The 20,929-nt window shown below is 46.5% G+C and carries 16 protein-coding genes; 8 read left to right on the top strand and 8 right to left on the bottom strand.

Features of this window, described 5'->3' with window-relative positions; all coding sequences use genetic code 11:
- Positions 1-9 precede the first annotated feature (9 nt).
- From csdE to ELS82_RS12105, 4 genes are all read right to left on the bottom strand, one after another.
- Complete coding sequence (gene csdE / locus ELS82_RS12120; RefSeq protein ID WP_134835702.1) at positions 10-441, bottom strand: cysteine desulfurase sulfur acceptor subunit CsdE; 432 nt, start codon at positions 439-441, stop codon at positions 10-12.
- A 20-nt stretch (positions 442-461) separates the two neighbouring features.
- A complete protein-coding gene (gene tcdA, locus ELS82_RS12115; protein ID WP_134835701.1) occupies positions 462-1,271 on the bottom strand; it encodes a tRNA cyclic N6-threonylcarbamoyladenosine(37) synthase TcdA in 810 nt (269 codons plus the stop codon).
- Positions 1,272-1,348: 77 nt separating this feature from the next.
- Positions 1,349-2,452 (bottom strand): murein transglycosylase A, encoded by a 1,104-nt coding sequence (gene mltA, locus ELS82_RS12110; RefSeq protein WP_134835700.1) that lies wholly within the window; start codon positions 2,450-2,452, stop codon positions 1,349-1,351.
- 79 nt (positions 2,453-2,531) lie between these two features.
- Positions 2,532-2,912, bottom strand: coding sequence for a DUF2850 domain-containing protein (locus ELS82_RS12105; RefSeq protein WP_134835699.1), 381 nt, complete (start codon positions 2,910-2,912; stop codon positions 2,532-2,534).
- Positions 2,913-3,152: 240 nt separating this feature from the next.
- On the opposite strand from ELS82_RS12105, the gene argA reads away from it, so the two are divergent.
- A complete protein-coding gene (gene argA / locus ELS82_RS12100; RefSeq protein WP_134835698.1) occupies positions 3,153-4,490 on the top strand; it encodes an amino-acid N-acetyltransferase in 1,338 nt (445 codons plus the stop codon).
- 229 nt (positions 4,491-4,719) lie between these two features.
- A complete protein-coding gene (locus ELS82_RS26300) occupies positions 4,720-4,896 on the top strand; it encodes a hypothetical protein (protein ID WP_053440607.1) in 177 nt (58 codons plus the stop codon).
- 24 nt (positions 4,897-4,920) lie between these two features.
- On the opposite strand, the gene recD is transcribed toward ELS82_RS26300, so the two are convergent.
- The 4 genes from recD to ELS82_RS12080 all read right to left on the bottom strand — a co-directional run bounded on the left by recD (position 4,921) and on the right by ELS82_RS12080 (position 15,504).
- The gene (gene recD, locus ELS82_RS12095; protein WP_134835697.1) at positions 4,921-7,044 is read right to left on the bottom strand and encodes an exodeoxyribonuclease V subunit alpha; all 2,124 of its coding nucleotides are present in this window, start codon (positions 7,042-7,044) and stop codon (positions 4,921-4,923) included.
- Positions 7,044-10,679 (bottom strand): exodeoxyribonuclease V subunit beta, encoded by a 3,636-nt coding sequence (gene recB, locus ELS82_RS12090; protein WP_134835696.1) that lies wholly within the window; start codon positions 10,677-10,679, stop codon positions 7,044-7,046. Before recB ends, recD begins: the two co-directional genes overlap by 1 nt.
- A gap of 297 nt (positions 10,680-10,976) precedes the next feature.
- The gene (gene recC, locus ELS82_RS12085; protein WP_134835695.1) at positions 10,977-14,441 is read right to left on the bottom strand and encodes an exodeoxyribonuclease V subunit gamma; all 3,465 of its coding nucleotides are present in this window, start codon (positions 14,439-14,441) and stop codon (positions 10,977-10,979) included.
- Positions 14,442-14,535: 94 nt separating this feature from the next.
- Positions 14,536-15,504: a TDT family transporter gene (locus ELS82_RS12080; protein ID WP_134835694.1), complete on the bottom strand. Its 969-nt coding sequence runs from the start codon at positions 15,502-15,504 to the stop codon at positions 14,536-14,538.
- Positions 15,505-15,609: 105 nt separating this feature from the next.
- Between ELS82_RS12080 and ELS82_RS12075 the strand changes: the two genes are divergently transcribed.
- From ELS82_RS12075 to ELS82_RS12050, 6 genes are all read left to right on the top strand, one after another.
- Positions 15,610-16,503 carry a LysR substrate-binding domain-containing protein gene (locus ELS82_RS12075; protein ID WP_134835693.1) on the top strand — a complete coding sequence of 298 codons (894 nt, stop codon included), beginning with the start codon at positions 15,610-15,612 and terminating at the stop codon, positions 16,501-16,503.
- A 102-nt stretch (positions 16,504-16,605) separates the two neighbouring features.
- Entirely contained in the window at positions 16,606-16,908 is a 303-nt protein-coding gene (locus ELS82_RS12070) for a YebG family protein (RefSeq protein WP_134835692.1), read from the top strand.
- A gap of 145 nt (positions 16,909-17,053) precedes the next feature.
- On the top strand, positions 17,054-17,797 hold the full coding sequence (locus tag ELS82_RS12065) for a copper homeostasis protein CutC (protein ID WP_134835691.1): 744 nt from the start codon (positions 17,054-17,056) through the stop codon (positions 17,795-17,797).
- 66 nt (positions 17,798-17,863) lie between these two features.
- On the top strand, positions 17,864-18,811 hold the full coding sequence (locus ELS82_RS12060) for a LysR family transcriptional regulator (protein ID WP_134835690.1): 948 nt from the start codon (positions 17,864-17,866) through the stop codon (positions 18,809-18,811).
- 245 nt (positions 18,812-19,056) lie between these two features.
- A complete protein-coding gene (locus ELS82_RS26920) occupies positions 19,057-20,109 on the top strand; it encodes a hypothetical protein (protein ID WP_244230783.1) in 1,053 nt (350 codons plus the stop codon).
- A gap of 50 nt (positions 20,110-20,159) precedes the next feature.
- Complete coding sequence (locus tag ELS82_RS12050; RefSeq protein WP_134835689.1) at positions 20,160-20,834, top strand: hypothetical protein; 675 nt, start codon at positions 20,160-20,162, stop codon at positions 20,832-20,834.
- Positions 20,835-20,929 lie beyond the last annotated feature (95 nt).

The following is a 20,929-nucleotide window of genomic DNA, read 5'->3' as shown; positions in this document are numbered from 1 at the left end:
ATAAGGAAATTATGCCTGAGCGACGTGCTGTATCTGTTCAACAATCGCTTTCAAGCCATTGCCACGCGAGGGGCTTAAATGGGCAATCAAACCGAGCTGTTCAAAGTAGCCATCGATATCAAACGCTTGAATCTCTGCTGCGGACTTACCGTCGTATGCGGCCATCACCAAAGCAATCAAACCACGTACAATGCGAGCATCAGAATCAGCGCAGAAATACCACGTGCCATCCACTTGCTGACTAACCAGCCAAACGAGGCTTTCGCAGCCAGATACGGTGACTTGCTCGGACTTCAATTCTTCAGGCATTTGAGGCAGCTTTTTACCCCATTGGATAACCTGACGATAGCGGTCTTCCCAGCCTTTGAAACCTTGCATCACGGCCACAATATCATCAGCTTTGATATCTGCGCCGAATGGAGATAACGGAAACGGTGACATAGAACTTTCCTCGCTGGTAACTATTTGGCGTGCTTAAGCAGCAGTTTTTCGACAATGCGCGACACAGCTACAAAACCAAACGTCGCAGTCACAACCGTCGCGGCGCCAAAGCCACTGGCACAATCCATACGCTTTGGTCCTTCTGCGGTAGATTTAACCCCACATACTGAACCATCAGGTTGAGGATACTTAAGTTGCTCAGTCGAAAAGACACAATCAATACCAAACTTACGTGCAGGGTTAGTTGGGAAATTGTGGTGACGTCGTAGTGTATCTTTGATTTTTTTCGCCAGTGGATCTTGGATGGTCTTCGTTAGATCCGCCACTTTGATTTGAGTCGGGTCAACTTGGCCACCAGCACCGCCAGTAGTAATAACTTTGATCTTGTTACTGCGGCAGTAAGCCAACAGTGACGCTTTTGCTTTGACACTATCAATCGCATCCAGCACGTAATCGTATTCTTTAGTGAGATACTCATGCTGGTTATCAGGCGTAATAAAGTCATCAATCAAGTTAACCTTACATTCCGGATTGATCAGCTTAACGCGCTCTGCCATCACTTCGATTTTACTTTGGCCAACCGTACCTGACATTGCATGGATTTGACGGTTAATGTTAGTCACACACACATCATCCATATCAATTAAGGTCAGCTCACCAACCCCAGTACGTGCCAGAGCTTCTACCGCCCACGAACCAACGCCACCAATACCAATCACACAAACGTGCGCCGCGCGTAATACCTCGACTTCATTGTTACCATAAAGGCGACGAGTACCACCAAAACGTTGGTTGTAGTTTTCAGAAGCTGGAGTGTCGAGTTCACGCATATTGATTGTCCGCTCGGTGCAAAAATAAAGAGTGCGATTTATACGCACTCTTTATTAAAAAGTCTAGATGTGAAGGTCTATTGTAACTTCTCTGGCGGTAATGCCCAAGGCGCTTGTGTCGCCGAGCCATCAAGCCCCAGTTTCCATACTCGGCCAAAGTGCTTGTAGTGGCCCGCTTCAGTACCTGCTCTTGGCCCCATGCCATGATAAAGGTCCAAATGGTTCTGCTTCACTGCGCCGCCAGTATCTAACACAATCAATAGACGTAATTGATGCGCGCCACTCCAAGTACCATCTGGTTTTAATAGCGGGACTTCAGCCAAGATTGGTGTGCCCATAGGGAATATTGAGCGGTCTCCCGCGACAGATGCCATTGGTAATAGTGGAATACCAGCAGAGCCTGTCACTGGCGCATCGGCACGTGGTGCAAAGAAAACAAACGATGGGTTTTGCTCGAGTAGCTCTTTAACTGTCGCTTCATCATTTGCTAGTACCCACTCTTTAATTGCCTTCATCGACATTTTTTCGCGTGGCACTAAATCACGTTCAATCAACACTCGGCCGATACTGACATAAGCTTTGTTGTTCTTACCGCCGTAAGCGAAATACTCTAAGGTGTCATCATCTTCAAAATGGACAAAGCCACTGCCCTGCACTTCCATCAAAAACGGATCAATTCGATTGGCGGCGTAACCAAGCTCTAGTCCCTGCCCTTCTAACGCGCCATCATAAATTTGCGCACGTGTTGGGCAGTCACTTTCACAATTCGGCTTTGAATAAACTGGGTACTTAAACTTTTCATTTGGCTGATGACGTAACTCCATCACTAGCGAGAAGTAGCCAGTAAACAGCACATTACCTTTTTTGTCGCCGCCACCAAGCTGCGCAGCCTGAATGTCAAAGTTGGCTAAGTCAGCAGGATCACCACTTTGTAATACCCACTCATTGAGCTTTTCATACAGAGGTTGGTAGATTTTGGCCATCGAAGGTGAGTTAGTGACCACCTGATCGGCCTGACGATGGAATTCAGTAAAATCTCTTGGTTTATCCGATTCTACGGCGACAGACTTATTTAAGATGGTGTTGAACTCTTGACCCGTATATTGCTGGGCACGTTCGGTAGGTTGAGCACAGCCAAAAAGAACAGCGGCAGCTGCAATAGGAAGATATTTTTTGAACACTGGTTTGATCCCTTTCAAGCGATGCCATGAGCATGACAAACTTAACAAAAATACGCAATCCAGCAGTGGTCAATGGAGACTATTTTTGGCTTTCTCTGACATGGAAGACTGCTTGATAGTGAGGCTGAGAGATCAAACGCATTTCAGTAGAGGCTTCATTGAGTATGATAAAACGGCGCTTTTCATCGCCAACGCTATATTCTAGGTAGGTTCCATCCCAGCTGTAACTGGTCGCGACATTGCCGCCATTGATTGTGACGCCCGTTGGCCCCAAAACAAATTCACTCGCGGCATAGGACGCGACATTTTGCTCGACCCAAGTGCCATAAAGACTTGATTTAGGATAAGTCACTGATAAGTAGTAATCATATAGCTTACTCCCTAGCATCACAGCCATGATGCTAGCGACAATCGCCCCAACAATGATAACTCGCTCTATCAGCTTCTTCTTCGTGATCACAGATCCACTCACCTTACTTCTTATTGCGGTATTCAGGATACACCCCCAAGGTATAAGTCTGCGTTATAAATAGGCAGTTGGCTAATAATTTCACTTAAAACGATTGTGACAGCAAAGCAGACTCATCAACGAGACAAAGTCGCACTGTATCTATCGCAGCCATACCCGCAAAAAACACTTGCTGCCAAACGAATAAAATTGCAGTATATTTGTATATAAATTCACTCAATGGATAGCGTTGTGAAAATTCGTAGTACCGCTCTCGTCAAAGGGTTTCGACAATCTGCCCCGTATGTCAATGCACATAGAGATAAAACCATGGTTATCATGCTAGGTGGCGAAGCCGTGGCAGATGGTAATTTTTCCAATATTATCAGCGATCTAGCTTTACTACATAGCTTAGGTGTAAAAATTGTTCTCGTTCATGGAGCGCGACCACAGATCAATCATCTTTTTGAGCAAAACAACCATTCAACGCCATACCATAAAGGGATCAGAGTTACCGACGAGACCTCGCTAAACTATGTCATGCAGGCAGCGGGGCAACTTCAACTTGCCATCACCGCGCAGTTATCGATGAGTTTGAGCAACACGCCAATGGCAGGCACTCAGCTAAACGTCGTCAGCGGTAACTTTGTAATTTCTCAGCCTCTAGGGGTTGATGACGGTGTTGACTACTGCCATAGCGGTCGAATTCGCCGCATTGATGTTGAAGGCATTAATCGCATGCTTAATCAGGGCTCGATTGTGCTACTTGGCCCTATCGCAAGCTCCGTTACTGGCGAGTCTTTCAATCTGTTGTCAGAAGAGGTCGCAACCAAGGTCGCCATCAAGCTCAAAGCAGATAAACTGATCGGCTTTTGTTCAGAACAAGGCATCATCGATGAAAAAGGTAACGCGGTCGCAGAGTTATTCCCGAAAGATGCAGAGAAGATGTTATCTAACTTAGAAAACCAATCTGAGTCAGGAGCTGGAAACTCATCGGGCACATTACGATTTTTACGCGCAGCGACAGCGGCCTGCCGTGCTGGTGTGCCGCGCAGTCACTTAATCAGTTACAAAGTCGATGGCGCACTGATCCAAGAGCTATTTTCTCTCGACGGGATCGGTACTCAGATTGTTGAAGCGAGTGCTGAACAAGTACGCGTTGCTAACATTGACGATATTGGCGGCATTTTGGATCTGATTTATCCATTAGAGGAACAAGGTATTCTTGTGCGTCGTTCTCGTGAACAGTTGGAACAAGAAATTCACCAGTTCACCATTATTGAAAAAGATGGCCTGATCATAGGTTGTGCGGCGCTTTATCCATATCACGATGAACGTATGGCGGAAATGGCGTGTGTTGCGATTCATCCAGAGTATCGAGATGGTAACCGAGGTTTGCTGCTACTCAACCACATGCGACTGCAATCCAAAGCGCAGGGCATTGAGCATATTTTCGTGCTCACTACCCACAGCCTACACTGGTTCCGAGAGCAAGGTTTCCATGAGATGGACGTAAACTTTTTGCCATCGCATAAACAAAACCTTTATAACTACCAGCGAAAGTCTAAGATTCTGGCGCTGGAACTCTAGCTCAATTGAATTCTTATTCTTGATACAAAATTGACGAAACTGCCTACATTATTATCTTTATTTCATATCTTGAATTGGTTAAAATTTCAGCTTCCAGCTCGTAGTGCTAATATTTACGACTGGAAGCTAGATAGGATCAACTTCACCACTTTGCAGGCTGATATCGCGGCTTGCTAGGTTGCAAGGATTGCTTGAGGTTACACACAACGTCACTAAGAGCAAACTATCGATGAAGAAAATCATCTGTAACTCAGTACAGAGTTTCTGGGATATGGCCGATAATGAACTTCTAGAGAACCTAGATGTTCATTGTGTCTTTCCCGTCACTGAAGGCTTAAAAGCATTCATCCTCAACTATAAAGAGAAATACCGTATTCGCAGTATCTCCTTCTCCTCGGCAATATAGTTGAAACCTGATAGCCATGGATGGTTATCCACTTACCTGCAACCTCTCGATCAACCCACTTGCTCGCTCCGTTCGCACTTTTATCCCACGTTTCATCACTCGGTCATCCGCATAAAAACTCAGACGCTTCTTCGCTCGTGTAATACCGGTATAGATTAGCTCGCGCGTTAAGATTGGCGTAAAGTCCGGTGGTAAGATCATGAGGGTATGTTCAAACTCACTTCCCTGAGATTTGTGAATCGTCATTGCATAGGCAGTTTCATGCTCAGGTACACGGCTCGGCAAAACAGACTTAACACTGCCATCTGGCAATTCGAAGTAGACCTTCAGCCTTACTTCTTGCTCAGAACTATCACGCATACAGATGCCGATATCACCGTTGTACAGACCCAAAGCATGGTCGTTACGTGTCACCATCACTGGCCTACCGTGATACCAAAGCTCATCTTGAGTTTGAATCAGCTTTCGCGCCGCCAGCGCACGTTCAATACGATGGTTTAATCCTTTAACGCCAAAGTCCCCTTCCCGTATTGCGCATAACAAGCGACAGCGCGCGAACTGGTCTAATACCGATTTAGCTCGCTGCTGCTGCGTTTCAGGCTCATTGGTATTCGGGTCTAACTGCTGCAACTCAATACGTTTAAGATAATGCGCGTATTCAGAAACCAACGTTTGAATCAGTTGATTGTAGTGCTGGCTGTCGATTGGGAATTTACTGATATCGGCAAACTCTTTCTGCCACACCCAATCCACCTTTTGCGCTGAGCCACTATTGACGGCTTGAGCAAGTTGCCCAATCCCCGAACGGGCATCAAATCGATAACTTTTCTTCAGCATACATAAGCTATCAGCAATGTTGGCTTGATTGTGCGCCCCATGAGCCAAAGTGGCAAAGCCAGTAAGCTTAGCAACTTGAGCCGCTTGGCCATGACTAAAGCCAAATTGATTAAATGAGCAGATATCGCCAAGCACCGCGCCAGCTTCTACCGATGCCAATTGGTCTTTGTCACCCAGTAAGATAAGCCTTGCGTGCTTAGGCAGTGCATCAATCAATTTGTACATCATAGGCAAATCGACCATGGAGGCTTCATCAACCACTAATATATCTAGGTGCAGTGGGTTGTCACGGTTATGCCTGAACTCAGCACTGTTAGGGATTGCGCCGAGTAGTCGGTGTAATGTACTTGCGTCGGTCGGAATACTTTCTTTCAGCTCCTGCGCAACAGGAAGCTGCGCGACCGCCTTACCAATAGATTCCGTTAAACGCGCGGCGGCCTTACCCGTTGGCGCAACCAGTTTGATGGTCGGTTCAGAGCCATAGCCTTGCGCTTGTTCAATCAATGCAGCTAGCAGTTTGGTTACAGTGGTCGTTTTACCTGTTCCCGGTCCGCCAGAGATAACCGCAAATTTTCGAGTTAAAGCAACCGCTGCAGCGACCTTCTGCCAATTGACGCACGCAGACTGAGGAACAAGCTCATCTAACACTGAAAGCTGTTCAATCGTTTTCGCCGCGGTAAGCTTTTGGTCTATGGTAGGCCAATCCAATGTTTCCTCTGCGACCACGTCCAAGTGGTCACACACCATACGTTGACGAACAACCGCTGAGCCCTCTCCTGACTGAAGAGTTTTATTCAATGAATCAAATAGATAGCGGTATGTTCTAGCAAATAAGTGATTGAGTAACTCTGTCAGCTTTTGCACTTCATCAGGCTTTAGGATCATGGGTGACCCAAAGCTATTTAAGCGCGCCGCTAACGTCACTTCATAGTGCCAGTAGCGGTGTAGATAGAGCCTAGAGCCATCAAATATCAGTGGTAGTGCTTCACCGTCTGAGCCAACTATCGCCGCACTGTTTAACTTGCTTACCCAATCTATCGTGACTAACTCTTGATTGAGCGCTAATGCAGATTCACCAAATAGACCCAACTTAGCGGCTAGATCTACGGGTTGAGCTTGCGGGTCAAACAGAGGCAGACAAATATGGCCTTTGCCAAGCTCGCTACTCACTACTCCGGCAATGAAAGCCAGAGCCTCATCTTGCGTTTGAGCTTGAATGAATCGCGCAAACTGATAATCCAATTGCCTAATGTTGCCCTTAGTGGCCAGCTGTTTTAGTGTATCTAATAGAGAAGTCGAGGTTGCGAGCATTACAGTAACTCCATTTGGCCAGCATTATTATGCTTAGTATCAATCGGCTGACCATCAATCAGTTTGTCCATATCATCAAGAAATTCGAGACTCGGTTTGGCAGAGAAAATCCCGTGGTCACTCGCGCCATCCATGCCTCTTAAAAACAGGTAATAGACGCCGCCAAAATGCTGTTCGTAGTCATAGTTGGCAATACGGCTGCGTAAGAATCGATGCAGAGCCAGAGCATAAATTTGGTACTGGAGATCGTAACGATGATCGGCCATCGCGCCACTAAGCGCCTGGCCGTGGTAGTAACTCACATCATCACCTAAGTGGTTCGATTTCCAGTCGAGTACGTAATACTTACCTTGATGTTCAAATACCAAGTCGATAAAACCTTTCAACATACCCTGCACGGTATGAAAACCGAGATCACCCGCTTTGGCTGATAAAGTATCGTGACGTTGAATAACGCGGTTTAAAGCCGGAGCTGCCAACACTTCAATCGGCAGGAGGAATTCCATTTCAACCAGTCTTTGACTTGGCCCTTTTTGATTAAGAACGAGTTGCTTTCCATCGAGAGGCGTCGCTAAAACGGTATCAATCAATTGCTGTAAAACCGGTAGCCAACTGTGATCTAATTGCTCACTTTCCAGCAGACGGATGATGACTTCGGTATTTTCATCACTGCTCGCACTTTGAGTAAATTCGACCTCTTCAAACAATGTATGTAAGAAGGTACCTGGCCGAGCACCGCGCGGGAAGGTGAAGATAGATTGTTCTGGCTCAACCAACTCTTCTTCATCTTGTTCATCAGAAGAGTCAATATCAAGGTGCATTAAGTCGGTGTAGGCCTCATCACTGTGATGCGAGCCTTGCTTGATTAGACCTGAGTAACTAGTGATACGCCAGTTGCGATCAATTTCATTAGATAGCGTCCGAGCCGTCAATGTCTGCAGCTCACCCGTAATTTGAGTAAAGACCTGTTGTTGCTCTGCTGGCAATGATGAAAGCTGGACAGCATCAAGGCCATCAACATGCTTTTGGATTGCCATGGTCAAATCGCTGATGCCCCCTTCCTGACCATCTTGGAGTAAGTAGCCGATCGCACTGTGGTGGACACCGGTAGGCTCTTTAGTCGAACGACCATTGCGCAGCGGCGCAGCACCAATAAAGCAGCCATAGACGGCACGGGTTAACGCCACATAAATTAAGCGTAAGTCTTCAGCTAAACGTTCTTTGTCTGCTTGAGCCAATGACGCATCTTGCTTAGTGATATCTAAAATAGTCCGGTCTTGCGCCGCATCGTAATACTTGGCTTCACTCGCTTCGCGGTAGCTAAGTACAAATGGCAAAAACACCAAGTCATATTCCAAACCTTTCGATTTATGAATCGTGACGATCTGCACCAGATTCCGCTCAGACTCTAGGCGTTGGATCTGATCTTCACTGCCACCGAGGCCATTTTCAGCATCGCTGATTGCTTGTGCTAACCAACGTAGCAGACCATGGTCACTATCGAGCTCTTGGCTTGCTTGCTGTAATAACTCGCCAATATGCATCAGATCGGTAAGGGTACGCTCTCCGCCCTCTTCTTCCAATAAACGTTCCGCAATATGACGTTTACTCATCACAGCGCGAAGCATGGGTAGTACACCACGTTGAGTCCAAAGCTTACGGTACTCTTTAAACTCATTGATGGCGCTTTCCCACTCATTCTCGTCGTTGTTAAGCTTGTCCAAAGCCCCTGCATCAAGCGCGAACATTTCAGAAGCTAAGCTCGCACGCAGCGCGCGATCATTTTCCGGCGTTAATACCGCTTGAAGAAGACGCTGCAAGTCTTGAGCAATCATTGAAGTAAATACGCTATCGCGGTTCGAAAGGTAGACACTGGCAATTCCCTGCTTGGCTAGAGCGTCTTTAACCATACGACCTTCATTACCCGTACGTACCAGAACGGCAATATCACCCGCTTGAATCTGATGCTTACCTTTACCATCTTCGAAAAACGCCAAATCTTGCTGCGCTGCCGTCAACACCTGTTGAATCTGATCCGCAGTCGCTTTAGCCATGGCTTGCAGATATTCGCCTTTCGGTAGGGGTTTATCTTCAGCATCTTGTAGCCAATAGGTCAGTGCGGGTTGCTTTTGGCCACCGATGGTCCAAATGCGTTTTTCAGCATTAGGGCTATGGTTAACCGAATGAAACGGAATATCCTGATCGTAGATAAATGGACTGGTTGGCAAAGCAAATACTTGATTTACCGCCGCGACCATATCCGCACTTGATCGCCAGTTCGTGCCTAACGTGAAGTGGGAAGAAACCTGATTACGCGCTTTGATATAAGTAAAGATATCGGCGCCACGGAAACCATAAATTGCCTGCTTTGGATCACCAATCATAAATAACCCGCACTCAGGGTTATTGAGATAAATACGGCTAAAAATACTGTATTGCAGTGGGTCGGTATCTTGGAACTCATCAATCATCGCGACGGGATACAGCTGGCGAATGCGAGTCGCTAGCAGTTCCGCTTCATCTTGATCGATAGCGGCAGATAAATTAGTCAGCAGGTCATCAAACGACATCCACTGCTTCTGCTGTTTCGCTTTGGCAAGCATGTCGCGGCAATGCTCAATCGCATGAGCCAAAATCGGCGCTTTCAAACTGATCGGCGCGGCTAAGAACACTTCAATCGCACTAAAGACTTGGTGTTGAGGAGGTGTACCTTTAGGCGTTTTCTCTACCAATACGTTTTGGCCGAACTTTTCCAGCTTGTCTGGGTAGTCGTAACTTGTTGTCTCCGTCGCCGCCCACAGGTTCACCGCTTCTAACCAAGTCGGTAATGACTTCTTAGTGTAGCTGCGTTTATTGACATCAGAGTCACTGATCAGGGCGAGCAAATCATCTTGATGTTCACGCCATAGCACTTTCAGCTCATCTATCTTAGCTAAGTTCTGTTGATGTAGTTCAGCCAGCGAGCCGCTCATTGCCGCAACAGATAGACTAAGAGGCGCGCCAGTTAAATAGCTTGAGACATCACTGAGTAGATTAGCAGGTGAGTTCCAAATTCGGCGAACTTCACCAGCTAGGTTAAGCGGTAACGGATAGAAGTTCCTGCGCCAGTAGTCAGCCACAATTTGCGCCTTTAGATGACTCTCATCTGTAACAAACTCATTGTTGAAGCGGCTGCCAGATTCAAAGGCATTCTGAGTCAGCATGCGCTGACAAAAACCGTGAATCGTATAGACCGCGGCTTCATCCATTTGGCGCTCAGCTTGGAGTAGAATTTCCGCGGCTTGTTTGTGGTCATCAACCTCAGAAACTAAAGCATCAATTGTTTCATCACCGGAACCGCTAGTGTTTGCTGGCTTTACACGTTTAAATGCTAAATAGGCTTTGTGGATTTTTTCACGGATTCGGTCACGCAACTCAGCCGTGGCGGCTTCGGTAAAAGTCACCACCAATATTTGATCAACCGTCAATGGCACTTGATGCTTAGTTTCAGGACTACCATGACCCAAAAGCAATCGTAGGTATAAACCTGCGATGGTAAAGGTTTTCCCCGTCCCCGCTGACGCCTCGATCAGTCGAGCGCCATGAAGAGGAAAAGTCATGGTGTTAAGCGGAGTAACCATTGACGTAGCTGTCATAAAATTCTGCCTTTTTGCTGAAAACTTATGGATCTCGTGAGACATAAGTGTGATCCAGACTTAAAAACTGTTGTTATTCATATTTATCCTACAAAAGTTAGGATGTTATGCGATCTTTCTCACGGCAGAAGCTGTGTCTAGCCGTTAGTATGCGCGCCATGTGTTGAGCAGCTTTAACGTTGCAACAAACCAAAAGAATCATGGTCCCTCTGACCTGTGGCCGTACAGCGAACGCCCTACACTATAATGATTTACTGGCGGCCACCTACTTTCCTTACTGCTTTGTTTCCAAAGGCTTTATTGCATATCTTCATTTGTCATCGCCTCTAAGCGTGCCGTTTGCAGCACTAGTGCACTCATAGTCCGCAAGTTTGCCGCCAGCTCATCATTCCAATTTGGCCAAATACGGGCAATGTACGGGCTATTTCCTTCACCCGCAGCCATAAAGCTGTCGTTGAATGTATCCGCCATCTTCTTAAGTGATTTTTCTTCATCATCCACCCAGTTGCCACGACTAAATCCTGCCTCTACGCAAGCAAGTGCCGTTTTAGGGAAATAGGCCAGTGGCTCTGTCATGCCTTGATAGAACAAGCGGACTAACTCAGACAATAACGAGCGTGCATAACTTTCATCAGCAATTGGTGGGTAGACTAAGTGCACCACACCCTCTTTTTTGTCATAACCAATCATATGAGTGCGTTTACTTTCACCCATTGCAGACATCGCGAGGTGATCGATCCACGCCGATAGATAGTCTTGTGAGCGTATTTTGCCGCTGCGGTAACGGACCAGACCTGACTGATAGTGCTGGGTTAACCAACCAGTTAGGTGGATTTGTTTATCTTCGCCTAACACATCCAGTGTCAGTTTTACTTCCAAGTCATCATTGTCAGCGCCGCAAAGGAAAGTCAGTTTCTCCACCAGCTCTTCGGCTTGCACTCGATTGGTTTCAAACTCAATATCGCCAAACGCGCCAACGGGAAGTTTGCCTTGCGCACGTTGCTCATCAACAAACGCTTTTATGATCGCTTTGCTATCCGAACCTTGCCCATTATCTAACTGACGCTTGAGTAAGCTATCCAGCAAACCGTCGCGCATTTGATAGCTTTCCAAACCATTGAGAATAAATGGCTCGTCATCTTCCATTACTGGTAAAGGCGGCTCAAACATCACCTTTAAGCGGCGGTTAAAGAAGTACTGTACTGGCAGGCGCCAAAAGCGTTGTAGCTCGACTAGGTCTAAATCTAACGGGTAAGTCACATCAAGCAGGTAATCTTGTAGGCGCTGATTAAACTCACCACTGACCTGACCTTGGCGGTTAGCGGCAGGAAGCCACTCTTTGGCATAGCTTGGCGAATCACCTAAAAAAGCACTGCTACTAAACGGCACCATTGAGTGCTGAGTCAGTAACTCATCAAGCAGCTTTTCTCCTGACTCATCGCAGGCCAATTGCTCATCCCCGAGCAAGCAGTAGTTCTGATGACAATACTCCATCAACTCAGATACCAGTACTGACGGCACTCGCTCAGTGTTATCTTGAATCGAGCGGCCAACGTAACTGATATACAAGGACTGCTGCGCCGAGAGCATTGCTTCTAAAAATAGATAGCGGTCATCATCACGGCGAGAACGATCACCGGGTTTGGTTCGGCCGTTCATCAGATCGAACCCTTCCGGTGGCACAGTTCGTGGATAGACGCCATCATTCATGCCAAGCAAACATACTGCTCTAAATGGAATCGAGCGCATTGGCATCAAGGTACAGAAGTTAACTTGTCCCGCCAGAAAACGCTGACTAACCCGAGTGCCTGAGAGCTTATTTTGTAGATACTGAGCAATGATAGCTGGTGCTAATGGCTGTTCAAACGCGGCATCGCTAAGCTGCTCTTTTAGGTTAGCTAAGGTATCGCGAATCGATTTAAGCGCCGCTTCACCTTCTAGCTCAACTTTAAAGAATCCATCAAGAAGCAGAGTTAACATTTCTCGCCACTCATCAATCGACTGAGTTTGTACGAGCTTTTGACGATACTCGCTGACGGTTTCAATGAAGTGCGCCAGTTTACCCGCAAGCTCAGCGCCCAAGCCTTGTACTTGGTTATAAGGAGCCAATGTGCCAGTTGATGACTCAAACAAGCCGGCTGATTCTGGCATCGCATAACCTAGCAGCATGCGCTCAATGCCGAACTGCCAGGTATTTTGCGCTGTTTCAGGCAGATCAAATTCATGCCCGGTGGACGGGTTCAGTCCCCAGCGGATCCCTGACTCTTCTACCCACTGCTTGGCTAATATAAATTCATCTTCGTTTAATTCAAATCGCGCCAATATTGCTGGTGTTTCCAGTAACTCCAATAGCTCTGATGCTAGGCAGCGCGTATTTGGCAGATTAACCAGTTGCATGAAAGCATTAAGGATTGGGCTCTCTTGGTCAGCAGTTCGGTCCGAAATCGAATAAGGAATAAAACGCTCACCCGGAGCATTACCAAACACCGCCTGAATCGCTGGGCTATAGGCGTTGATATCCGCGACCATCACAATGATATCGCGCGGCTTTAGGCTAGGGTCAGCATCGAACATAGCAAGCAGTTGGTCATGCAGCACTTCCACTTCCCGCATCGGGCTATGGCACGCATGCAAAGTCACTGATTTATCACCCAGCGTGACCACTTGCTTGTGTGTACTGCTCTCTAGCTGGTGGTCATCTTGGTGCTCTTCTAGATTGAGGATATCGGCTTGCAGTTGGTGCAGCAGCGAGTCTCGCTCGACATCGACGAAGGCCTCAATTTCATGTGACTCTAGTTGCGACAACAGATACATATTGTCACGGCCAAGCTTACCCATTGACGCCAATAGGCTGTTACCGACCGCGTCAGTATGCAGCTCATCGAGCAAATTATCTTCCAATGAGCCTTTGAGTTGTTCACTCTCGCCGTGCTGCTCAGAGTGGTCTTGATTCCACACCACATGTTTACGGTGTTTTGCCGCTAAACGAGCGAGGAACTTTCTATCTCGCACTTCACCCCAGTAGTAACGACATGGGTTGGTGAACATCAGGTGCACATCAATATGTTCGCCAATCGCTTTTAATGCATCCATATAGCGCGGTGGCAAAGAGGTGATACCGAATACAAATAGGCGCTTAGGTAAGTGGTCAAAGTTACCCTGATAGTTTTCGAGCGTATCGATAAAGTGTTCGTACAAATTAGCACGGTGGTATGGCGATTGGCCTAACGCTAAGGTGTGATCATAAAGCGCTTGCCATAAGATTGGCTGCCAAGGGTGCTCCTCTTCTAGCTCAGCCACGGTTTGGCCTGCTTCCCAAGCGGCTATCCACTCAGGGCGATACACTAAGTAACCATCAAAGATATCGGCGATCTTTTCTGACAACTGGTAAAGCTTAGAGCTGTCTTCATCTTGCTCTAGATAGCGTTTTAGTGGTTCAAACTCTGGTGTGTTGAGCATGCCCGGCAAGATGTGCATCAGCTTCCAAGTCATCGACTCTTTATTGAATGCACTGCGCTTCGGCACATCTGGCAGTACCTCGGTAAATATATTCCAGATGAAGGTCGCAGGGAGTGGAAAGTCAATATTCGCCGCTACCCCAAACTCTTTGGCCAACTCCATTTTTAACCATTGAGACATCCCCGGGCTTTGCACCAAGATTTGCTCTTTTTCAAATGGATTTGCTAGAGGGTTGAGCCGAACCAGCTCGACAAGTAGAGACTTTAAAACATCTACTTGGTTTGAATGGTAGACAGTAAACAAAATGCACTCACACTATTCTCGCCGTAATTAGGATTGAGATTAGCATAAGTGCACGGTTTTCTTGATAAATATAAGCTTAGAAAAGCTCAAAAGGTTACGCGTTACGCACTACATGTCGATGAGGCTGATAGAAGTGGAAGTAACGTGCTGCAACATAGCCCACCACTAAAGTTGCAACCACTAGCTCTAACCCTGCTAGCCAGTGCACTTGCTCAACATATTGCTGCGCAACGCCAACGCTTTCCATCCAAGCGGATAATTTAAATAGTGCTGTTGAGCCAATCACCATCGGGAAGGTAAAAGCCGCATAACCAGGGCTAAACGGTAGACGTAATAGCTTAAAGAATGCGAGGTAAATAATCGCTGTCATTAATACCGCGATACCAAACAATACTCCAATGATCACCGGTGAAGGTTCTGCAGTCACAGTTAAGTAGCCTGCCAAAGAAAGACTTGCCGGCGCGGCCATAATCGCCATGGTTGGTTTCGCTGCATCTGGCACTTCATGAGTAAACATAAAGCGATAAATCATCATAGGTAACATCACCGCATAAGCAGCTATACCAAACACTAGAGCAATATGTGCAACTACCGCTAACTGAGAGTTACCCGAGAAAGAGACATCCGCAACTATGATACCGACAGGTGGGACAAACCAACTTGGCACCATATGGTGAAGCTCAAAGCTCTGCGCACGGTGGTAAACGAAGCTAGCAAGAAACACCACATGCAAGCCTACGGCAACTAGCCATACTAAATCACCAACAACTGGATAGAAGTGCCCTAATGAAGCAGAGACGACCATAGTGCCCATGGCAAAGGTCGGCACAACGCTGCCCACTACAGGATGAGCTAAGTCTTCACGTAATAAGTGGTTATGAAATAGAAACTTCACCGCTAAGATTGCCAATAGTACGCTGGCAATCGCTGCCCCGCCCCATTGAGCGTAACCGTGAAATGGCGCGGCATTTTCCCAGCACCAACCTAAACTGGCAATCCCTAGCGCTAAGCCTGCCATTGGAGTTGGAGCTCCCATCACTTTTGCTTTCGCTGCTTGAATCATTGTTGCCTCTCAATCTCTTTAGTACGAAGCCAGTTTACGCTTGCTAATTGTTCGATAATATCTAATTATTTAGAACAGGCGTTCAAACAAACTTAACGAAGGGTTATGGCTACCAATATCTCTCTCAAACAGCTCAAAGTGTTCATTACTATTACTCAGCACGAGACGCTAACTTCTGCCTCGGAAGCACTGTTTCTTTCCAAAGCCGCGGTGAGTATGGCGCTGTCTGAATTGGAAAAGCAGATTGGCCACTCTCTATTTGATCGGGTTAACAATCGCCTCATCCTCAATCAAGAGGGACAGAAGTTACTGCCATTAGCCGATGAGCTTATTGAGCGAGCGCAAGATATTGAGCAACTTTTCGATAATGACCAGACATTAACTGGTGAATTAAAGATTGGCGCCAGTGATACGATAGGCAATCAGGTCGCTCCATATCTGCTGCGAGACTTTCGCGCGGAAACGCAGCACACATCGCAAAGCTTATTGATCTCTAACTCGGCTTTAATCTGCGAAAAGCTGATCGATTACGAGCTCGATCTGGCTTTGATCGAAGGAAAAACTCTTCACCCTCAGTTGATCTCCACTCAATTTAGCGAAGATGAAATGTGCATCGTCTGTACGCCGAATGACCCGTTGGCTAGCAAACTACCATTGACGATTGGCGCGCTTGAAAGTAGTGACTGGATACTGCGCGAGCCCGGTTCTGGCTCAAGGGAGTTTTTCCTGCGTACAGTGGCGCCTCGCATAGAGCATTGGCAAGAGTCCTTTCAGCTCAACACAACTGAAGCGCTCATTAATAGTGTTTCAGCAGGACTGGGATTAGGTTGCCTGTCAAAACTCGCCGCAGAGCCCGCCATCAAAGATGGCCGCGTGGTTGAACTGAAGCTCCCCCTTGATATGAAGCGACGCTTTTGGCTACTAGTACATAAAGAAAAGTACCAAAGCCCATTACTCAAAACATTTATCGAGTACTGCCACCAATGGCGTAAAGACTGACCACTTAGATCCCATAATCAACTTATCGCCTAGACTTAATTGGTCAAAAACTGTATAAACAGACAGTAAATATTTTCAATAATTTGAGTTAGAGGACCAACCATGGCTGTAATCGTCAAGTACGTGGTAGAACGCAACGGAGAAGAGAAAATGACTTTTACCTCTAAAGCGGAAGCTGACGCATATGACAAGATGCTCGATATGGCTGATGAGCTTTTTGAGCTACTGGGTAAAAGTGAACTGCTAGAAGATGAAGGCAAGAAAGAAGACTTGGCTATGTTCCTAGCACAAAACAAAGAAGAAGTGCTTTATGCTCTTGGTGCTAAGCGTAAACCTACGCCGAAAAAGCCAAAGAAAGTAGAAGCCGTTGAAGATGCAGAAGAAGCGCAAGACGACGCTGCATAATTTCACTCTTGCTCAAACGATTCAAACCTCAGCCCTGTGCTGAGGTTTTTTATTTATAGGGAAATGAAAGCACTCATCTTTACCCTAATATCTTGCCCACAGACTGCTAGAATAAACCTTCACCTACCTAATAGAGTGCCCCTTGATGAAATACCATATTGAAGTCTGCATTGATAACCTCGAATCCTTACACTTAGCCATCGCTGGTGGTGCAACACGTATTGAACTGTGCTCCTCTCTCGCGCTTGGCGGACTGACACCGAGTTTTGGTTTTATGAAGAAAGCGGCACAAATCTCGACAATTCCTGTCTATGCGATGCTCAGGCCGAGACAAGGCGATTTTCTTTACGATCAAGATGATATTGACGCGATGTTACTCGATATTGAAGCCGCTGCTGAGGCAGGTCTACAAGGGGTAGTATTCGGTGTATTGACGGCTGATGGACTAATTGATGTGCCGCTCGCTCAACAACTGGCTGAACGCGCAAACCTGTATGGATTAGGCATCACCTTCCACCGCGCGATTGATCAAAGCAGTGACTGGCAGCAAGCCCTTGAGGATATTATTAGCCTCGGTGCTGAACGTGTACTAACGTCAGGTCTAGCGGCAAATGTTGAGCAAGGAATAGACACACTCAAACAGATGGTTGAACAGGCCGACGGGCGAGTTTCGATTATGGCTGGTGCAGGGCTCACGGCTGAAAATGTACAAACGATTGTCCATGCGACTGGCGTTAGAGAAGTTCACTTATCAGGAAAGAGCACTCGCCCGAGCCATATGCTCAATACCAGTGAAGACGCGAAGATGGGTAACCTAAACATTGATGACTTCATCGTTCCAGTGACCAGCAGTGCAGCGATTGAAAAAGTCGTCAAAGCGCTCAGTTAATGGTAAAAAGGAATAGATTCAGAGGGTAACGTGCCCTCTGTTGGTTGAATTAGAGTAGAGTGGAATATGGCAAAGGATTTGTTTTACAGCTTGGACTTAAATTTACTGCGCACTTTTCTTGTACTCTCTCAAGAACTCAATATGCGCAAAGCGTCTCAACGCCTGTTTGTCTCGCAACCTGCAATCAGCCAAGCACTGCAGAAGTTGCGCCACCACTTTGATGATGAGTTATTTGTTAAAGTCCCTTCAGGCTTAGAAGCCACCCACTTTGCCAATGAACTTGCCGAACGTATTACCCCACATTTAGATGGCTTAGCCAGTGCACTGAATACTTCCCAAGCATTCGACCCTAGCCTATATGATTCAAAAATCAAAATAGCTCTTTCGCCTATGGTACTCGCTTGTTTATCTGGAACCTTATTCCATCAATTGAGAGAACAAGCCCCTTTAGCTGAAATCGAGATGGTTGGTTGGACCCATAATACCCTTGATGAGATCAATAAAGGGGATGTGCTCTTAGGTGTAAACTACGATGTCAATGCCCCAAAAGGTATTTATCTAAACCATCTTATCGACCTAAAAGCTCGTGTTTTTGTCCGAAAAGATCACCCTATTCAGAAAAAAGTTGCCGAGCCAATTGATTTTGATGGCTATGAAATCGCCTCTTTCATCAATCCGGGCTGGAATGATAGACATAGTATTGCAGAACGAATCATGCTTTCTCAGGGCTTACAAACCCGAGTAGGATTTCGCTCTGAAATGATAATCGCCATTATTGATGTCGTTCAGCACACCGATATGTTCATGCCTCACTCAAATTTGTTCCCTATAGATCTCTACCCGCAACTACGCGCTATTGATATCATCGTTGATGATGAGAACTTTCAAAATGGAGTTTTTAGCCAATACCATCTTAAAAACCGCAATAACCCATTGATTCATTGGCTTAATAGCGAGATTCAATCCGCATTGGAATTCCAAGCTAATAAAGTCGATTCAACTCTAGCTATCTAATAAGTAAACCTTATCAAGAATGTAAGTAGTAGCCATTAGATAGCCGGCTGCTTATTAACCATACTAGCCACCAGCAGATTAACTCAGCTCAGGATGACGCTGACTCATAATGAGCTACGACTCTGATGGTGCGCTTTTCATATCGCTTTTACCTCAAAGTTCTAGCCAATCAGGCAAGGGAATGGACTGTTCAACGGTGGCTAATAGCAGTCACTAGAATTTTCTAAGACTTTAGGTAGTGGATTATGAAAAAATCACTTATCGCACTAATTGTTGCTGGCTCATTTGCATTGGCTGGCTGTTCTTCATCAGGCGGTTCTGATGTCAACGATCGTGATATCGATCCTGAATGGGGTGTCGCTCCACCACCAGTTCAGCCTCCTGTAGATAACTCTCCGGACAGACCTCAAGCTGATGGCACTCCTGATTGGGGTGTAGATACTACGCCTGATTGGGGCCTACAGCCATCGCAACCACCAGTAGATAACTCTCCTGAACGCCCTCAGCCAGATGTCGATCCAGATTTTGGAGTAGATACAACACCTGAATGGGGACTACAGCCTGCACAGCCTCCTATCGATAACTCCCCAGAACGTCCTCAACCTGACTTCGGAGATACTCCTGGGTGGGGTGGCGAAGTGGGTGATATCCATGTAGATGGCGATGGTGTAATTCGCTTTGAAGGTAAGGAATATCAAATCACAGGCTACAGTGATAGGGACAAAGAGTTCACTATCACAGACCCTGATGGCGTCACCTTATACGCACGAGTTCTTGACGATGGACGAATTGGTATCATATACAATCAAAAAGTGTATTTCTTAAACGGCCACCGCTTTGCCTTTGCTCCTGACTTTGACTTTGGTGTAGATACAACTCCTGATTGGGGAATAGTGCCGCCACCTGTGCAACCACCAGTAGATAATACTCCAGACAGACCTCAACCAGACTTTGGTGATACTCCTGACTGGGGAGTACCTGATACTGGGTACACTCCTGAGCGTCCACGTCCTGATTTTGGCAATACACCTGATTGGGGGGTAGAGCCACCTCTTGACCGCCCGCAACCAGACTTTGGTGAGACTCCTGACTGGGGGGTAGAAGTGGGTGAACGTCCAGAGAAGTTACCACCGACTTGGGGCGGTGAGTGTGGTTCACCAGACGGTGGTGCTAACTGTGACCCTATTCCACCAAAGCCACCAACAGGCATCAGCACTGCTCCAGAAGTGAGCCCTGCTATCAACAATATCGACCGTAACAAAGTTCGTGATGCAGTCCGCTCTCGCTTAAACGGCTAATTCTTATTTGAGCCCTTAGGATCCTAAGGGCTCTTTATCGAAGTGTAATAATGAAAAAACTTTCAATAGCTTGCTTAGCAGGACTACTCAGCCACTCCGCTATGGCAAACATAACCGTATCTATTGAAAAGGACTTCCTAGAACTTGGCGTTTACGCCCCACTTTTTGATGATGCCTACCTGTTTGTTGGAGCTGATACTGATGATTGGCTAGGTGTTGGTGTCGGCTATTACTATGACATCAACCCACAATGGAAATTGGGGGCTTACTACGAGTACGGCTTATACGACGACTGGTTGATGCATGAAATTGGAATCGATGGCGTCAAAACATCTAGCCACCAAGTTGATCTCTCTGCCACTCACTATTTTGGCCATAGCGCTGCGAAAATCGGTGTCACCGCAGAGCGTGTACGCAATGGATTCACTTGGCTCACAGTTGATGATGTAGACAAGTACTCACTCTACCTAAGTGCTTCACACTACTTTCAGCATGTCTATGTTACAGGCAAGTATGAACACTATTTGGCGGTAGATCAGTCGGATATGGAAAACTTCAACCAAGGCCATGCCAATGCATGGGAGTTGTCGCTCGGCTCAATGCACTCGCTGTTTAATTTCTATCCCTATGCGAAAGTTAGTGTTTTTGATCCGAATGGTACTTATTACGGCCAAAGCAATTCTGATGTCACCTTCTCTATTAACGGCACATTTTCGTTCAGATAACCATAGGGTGATAAGTAAAGGTTATCAATCAAATAAGAGCTATTGATTAGAGCTTATAAGAGCAGGCTCTTACTATACACACATCGGAACACAGT

This window comes from Vibrio ouci (genome assembly GCF_004551525.1).
In the GTDB taxonomy this organism is placed as follows: Bacteria; Pseudomonadota; Gammaproteobacteria; order Enterobacterales; family Vibrionaceae; genus Vibrio; species Vibrio ouci.
The sequence above is the reverse complement of the archived record's forward strand: the minus strand, read 5'-3'. Positions and strand labels throughout refer to the sequence as shown.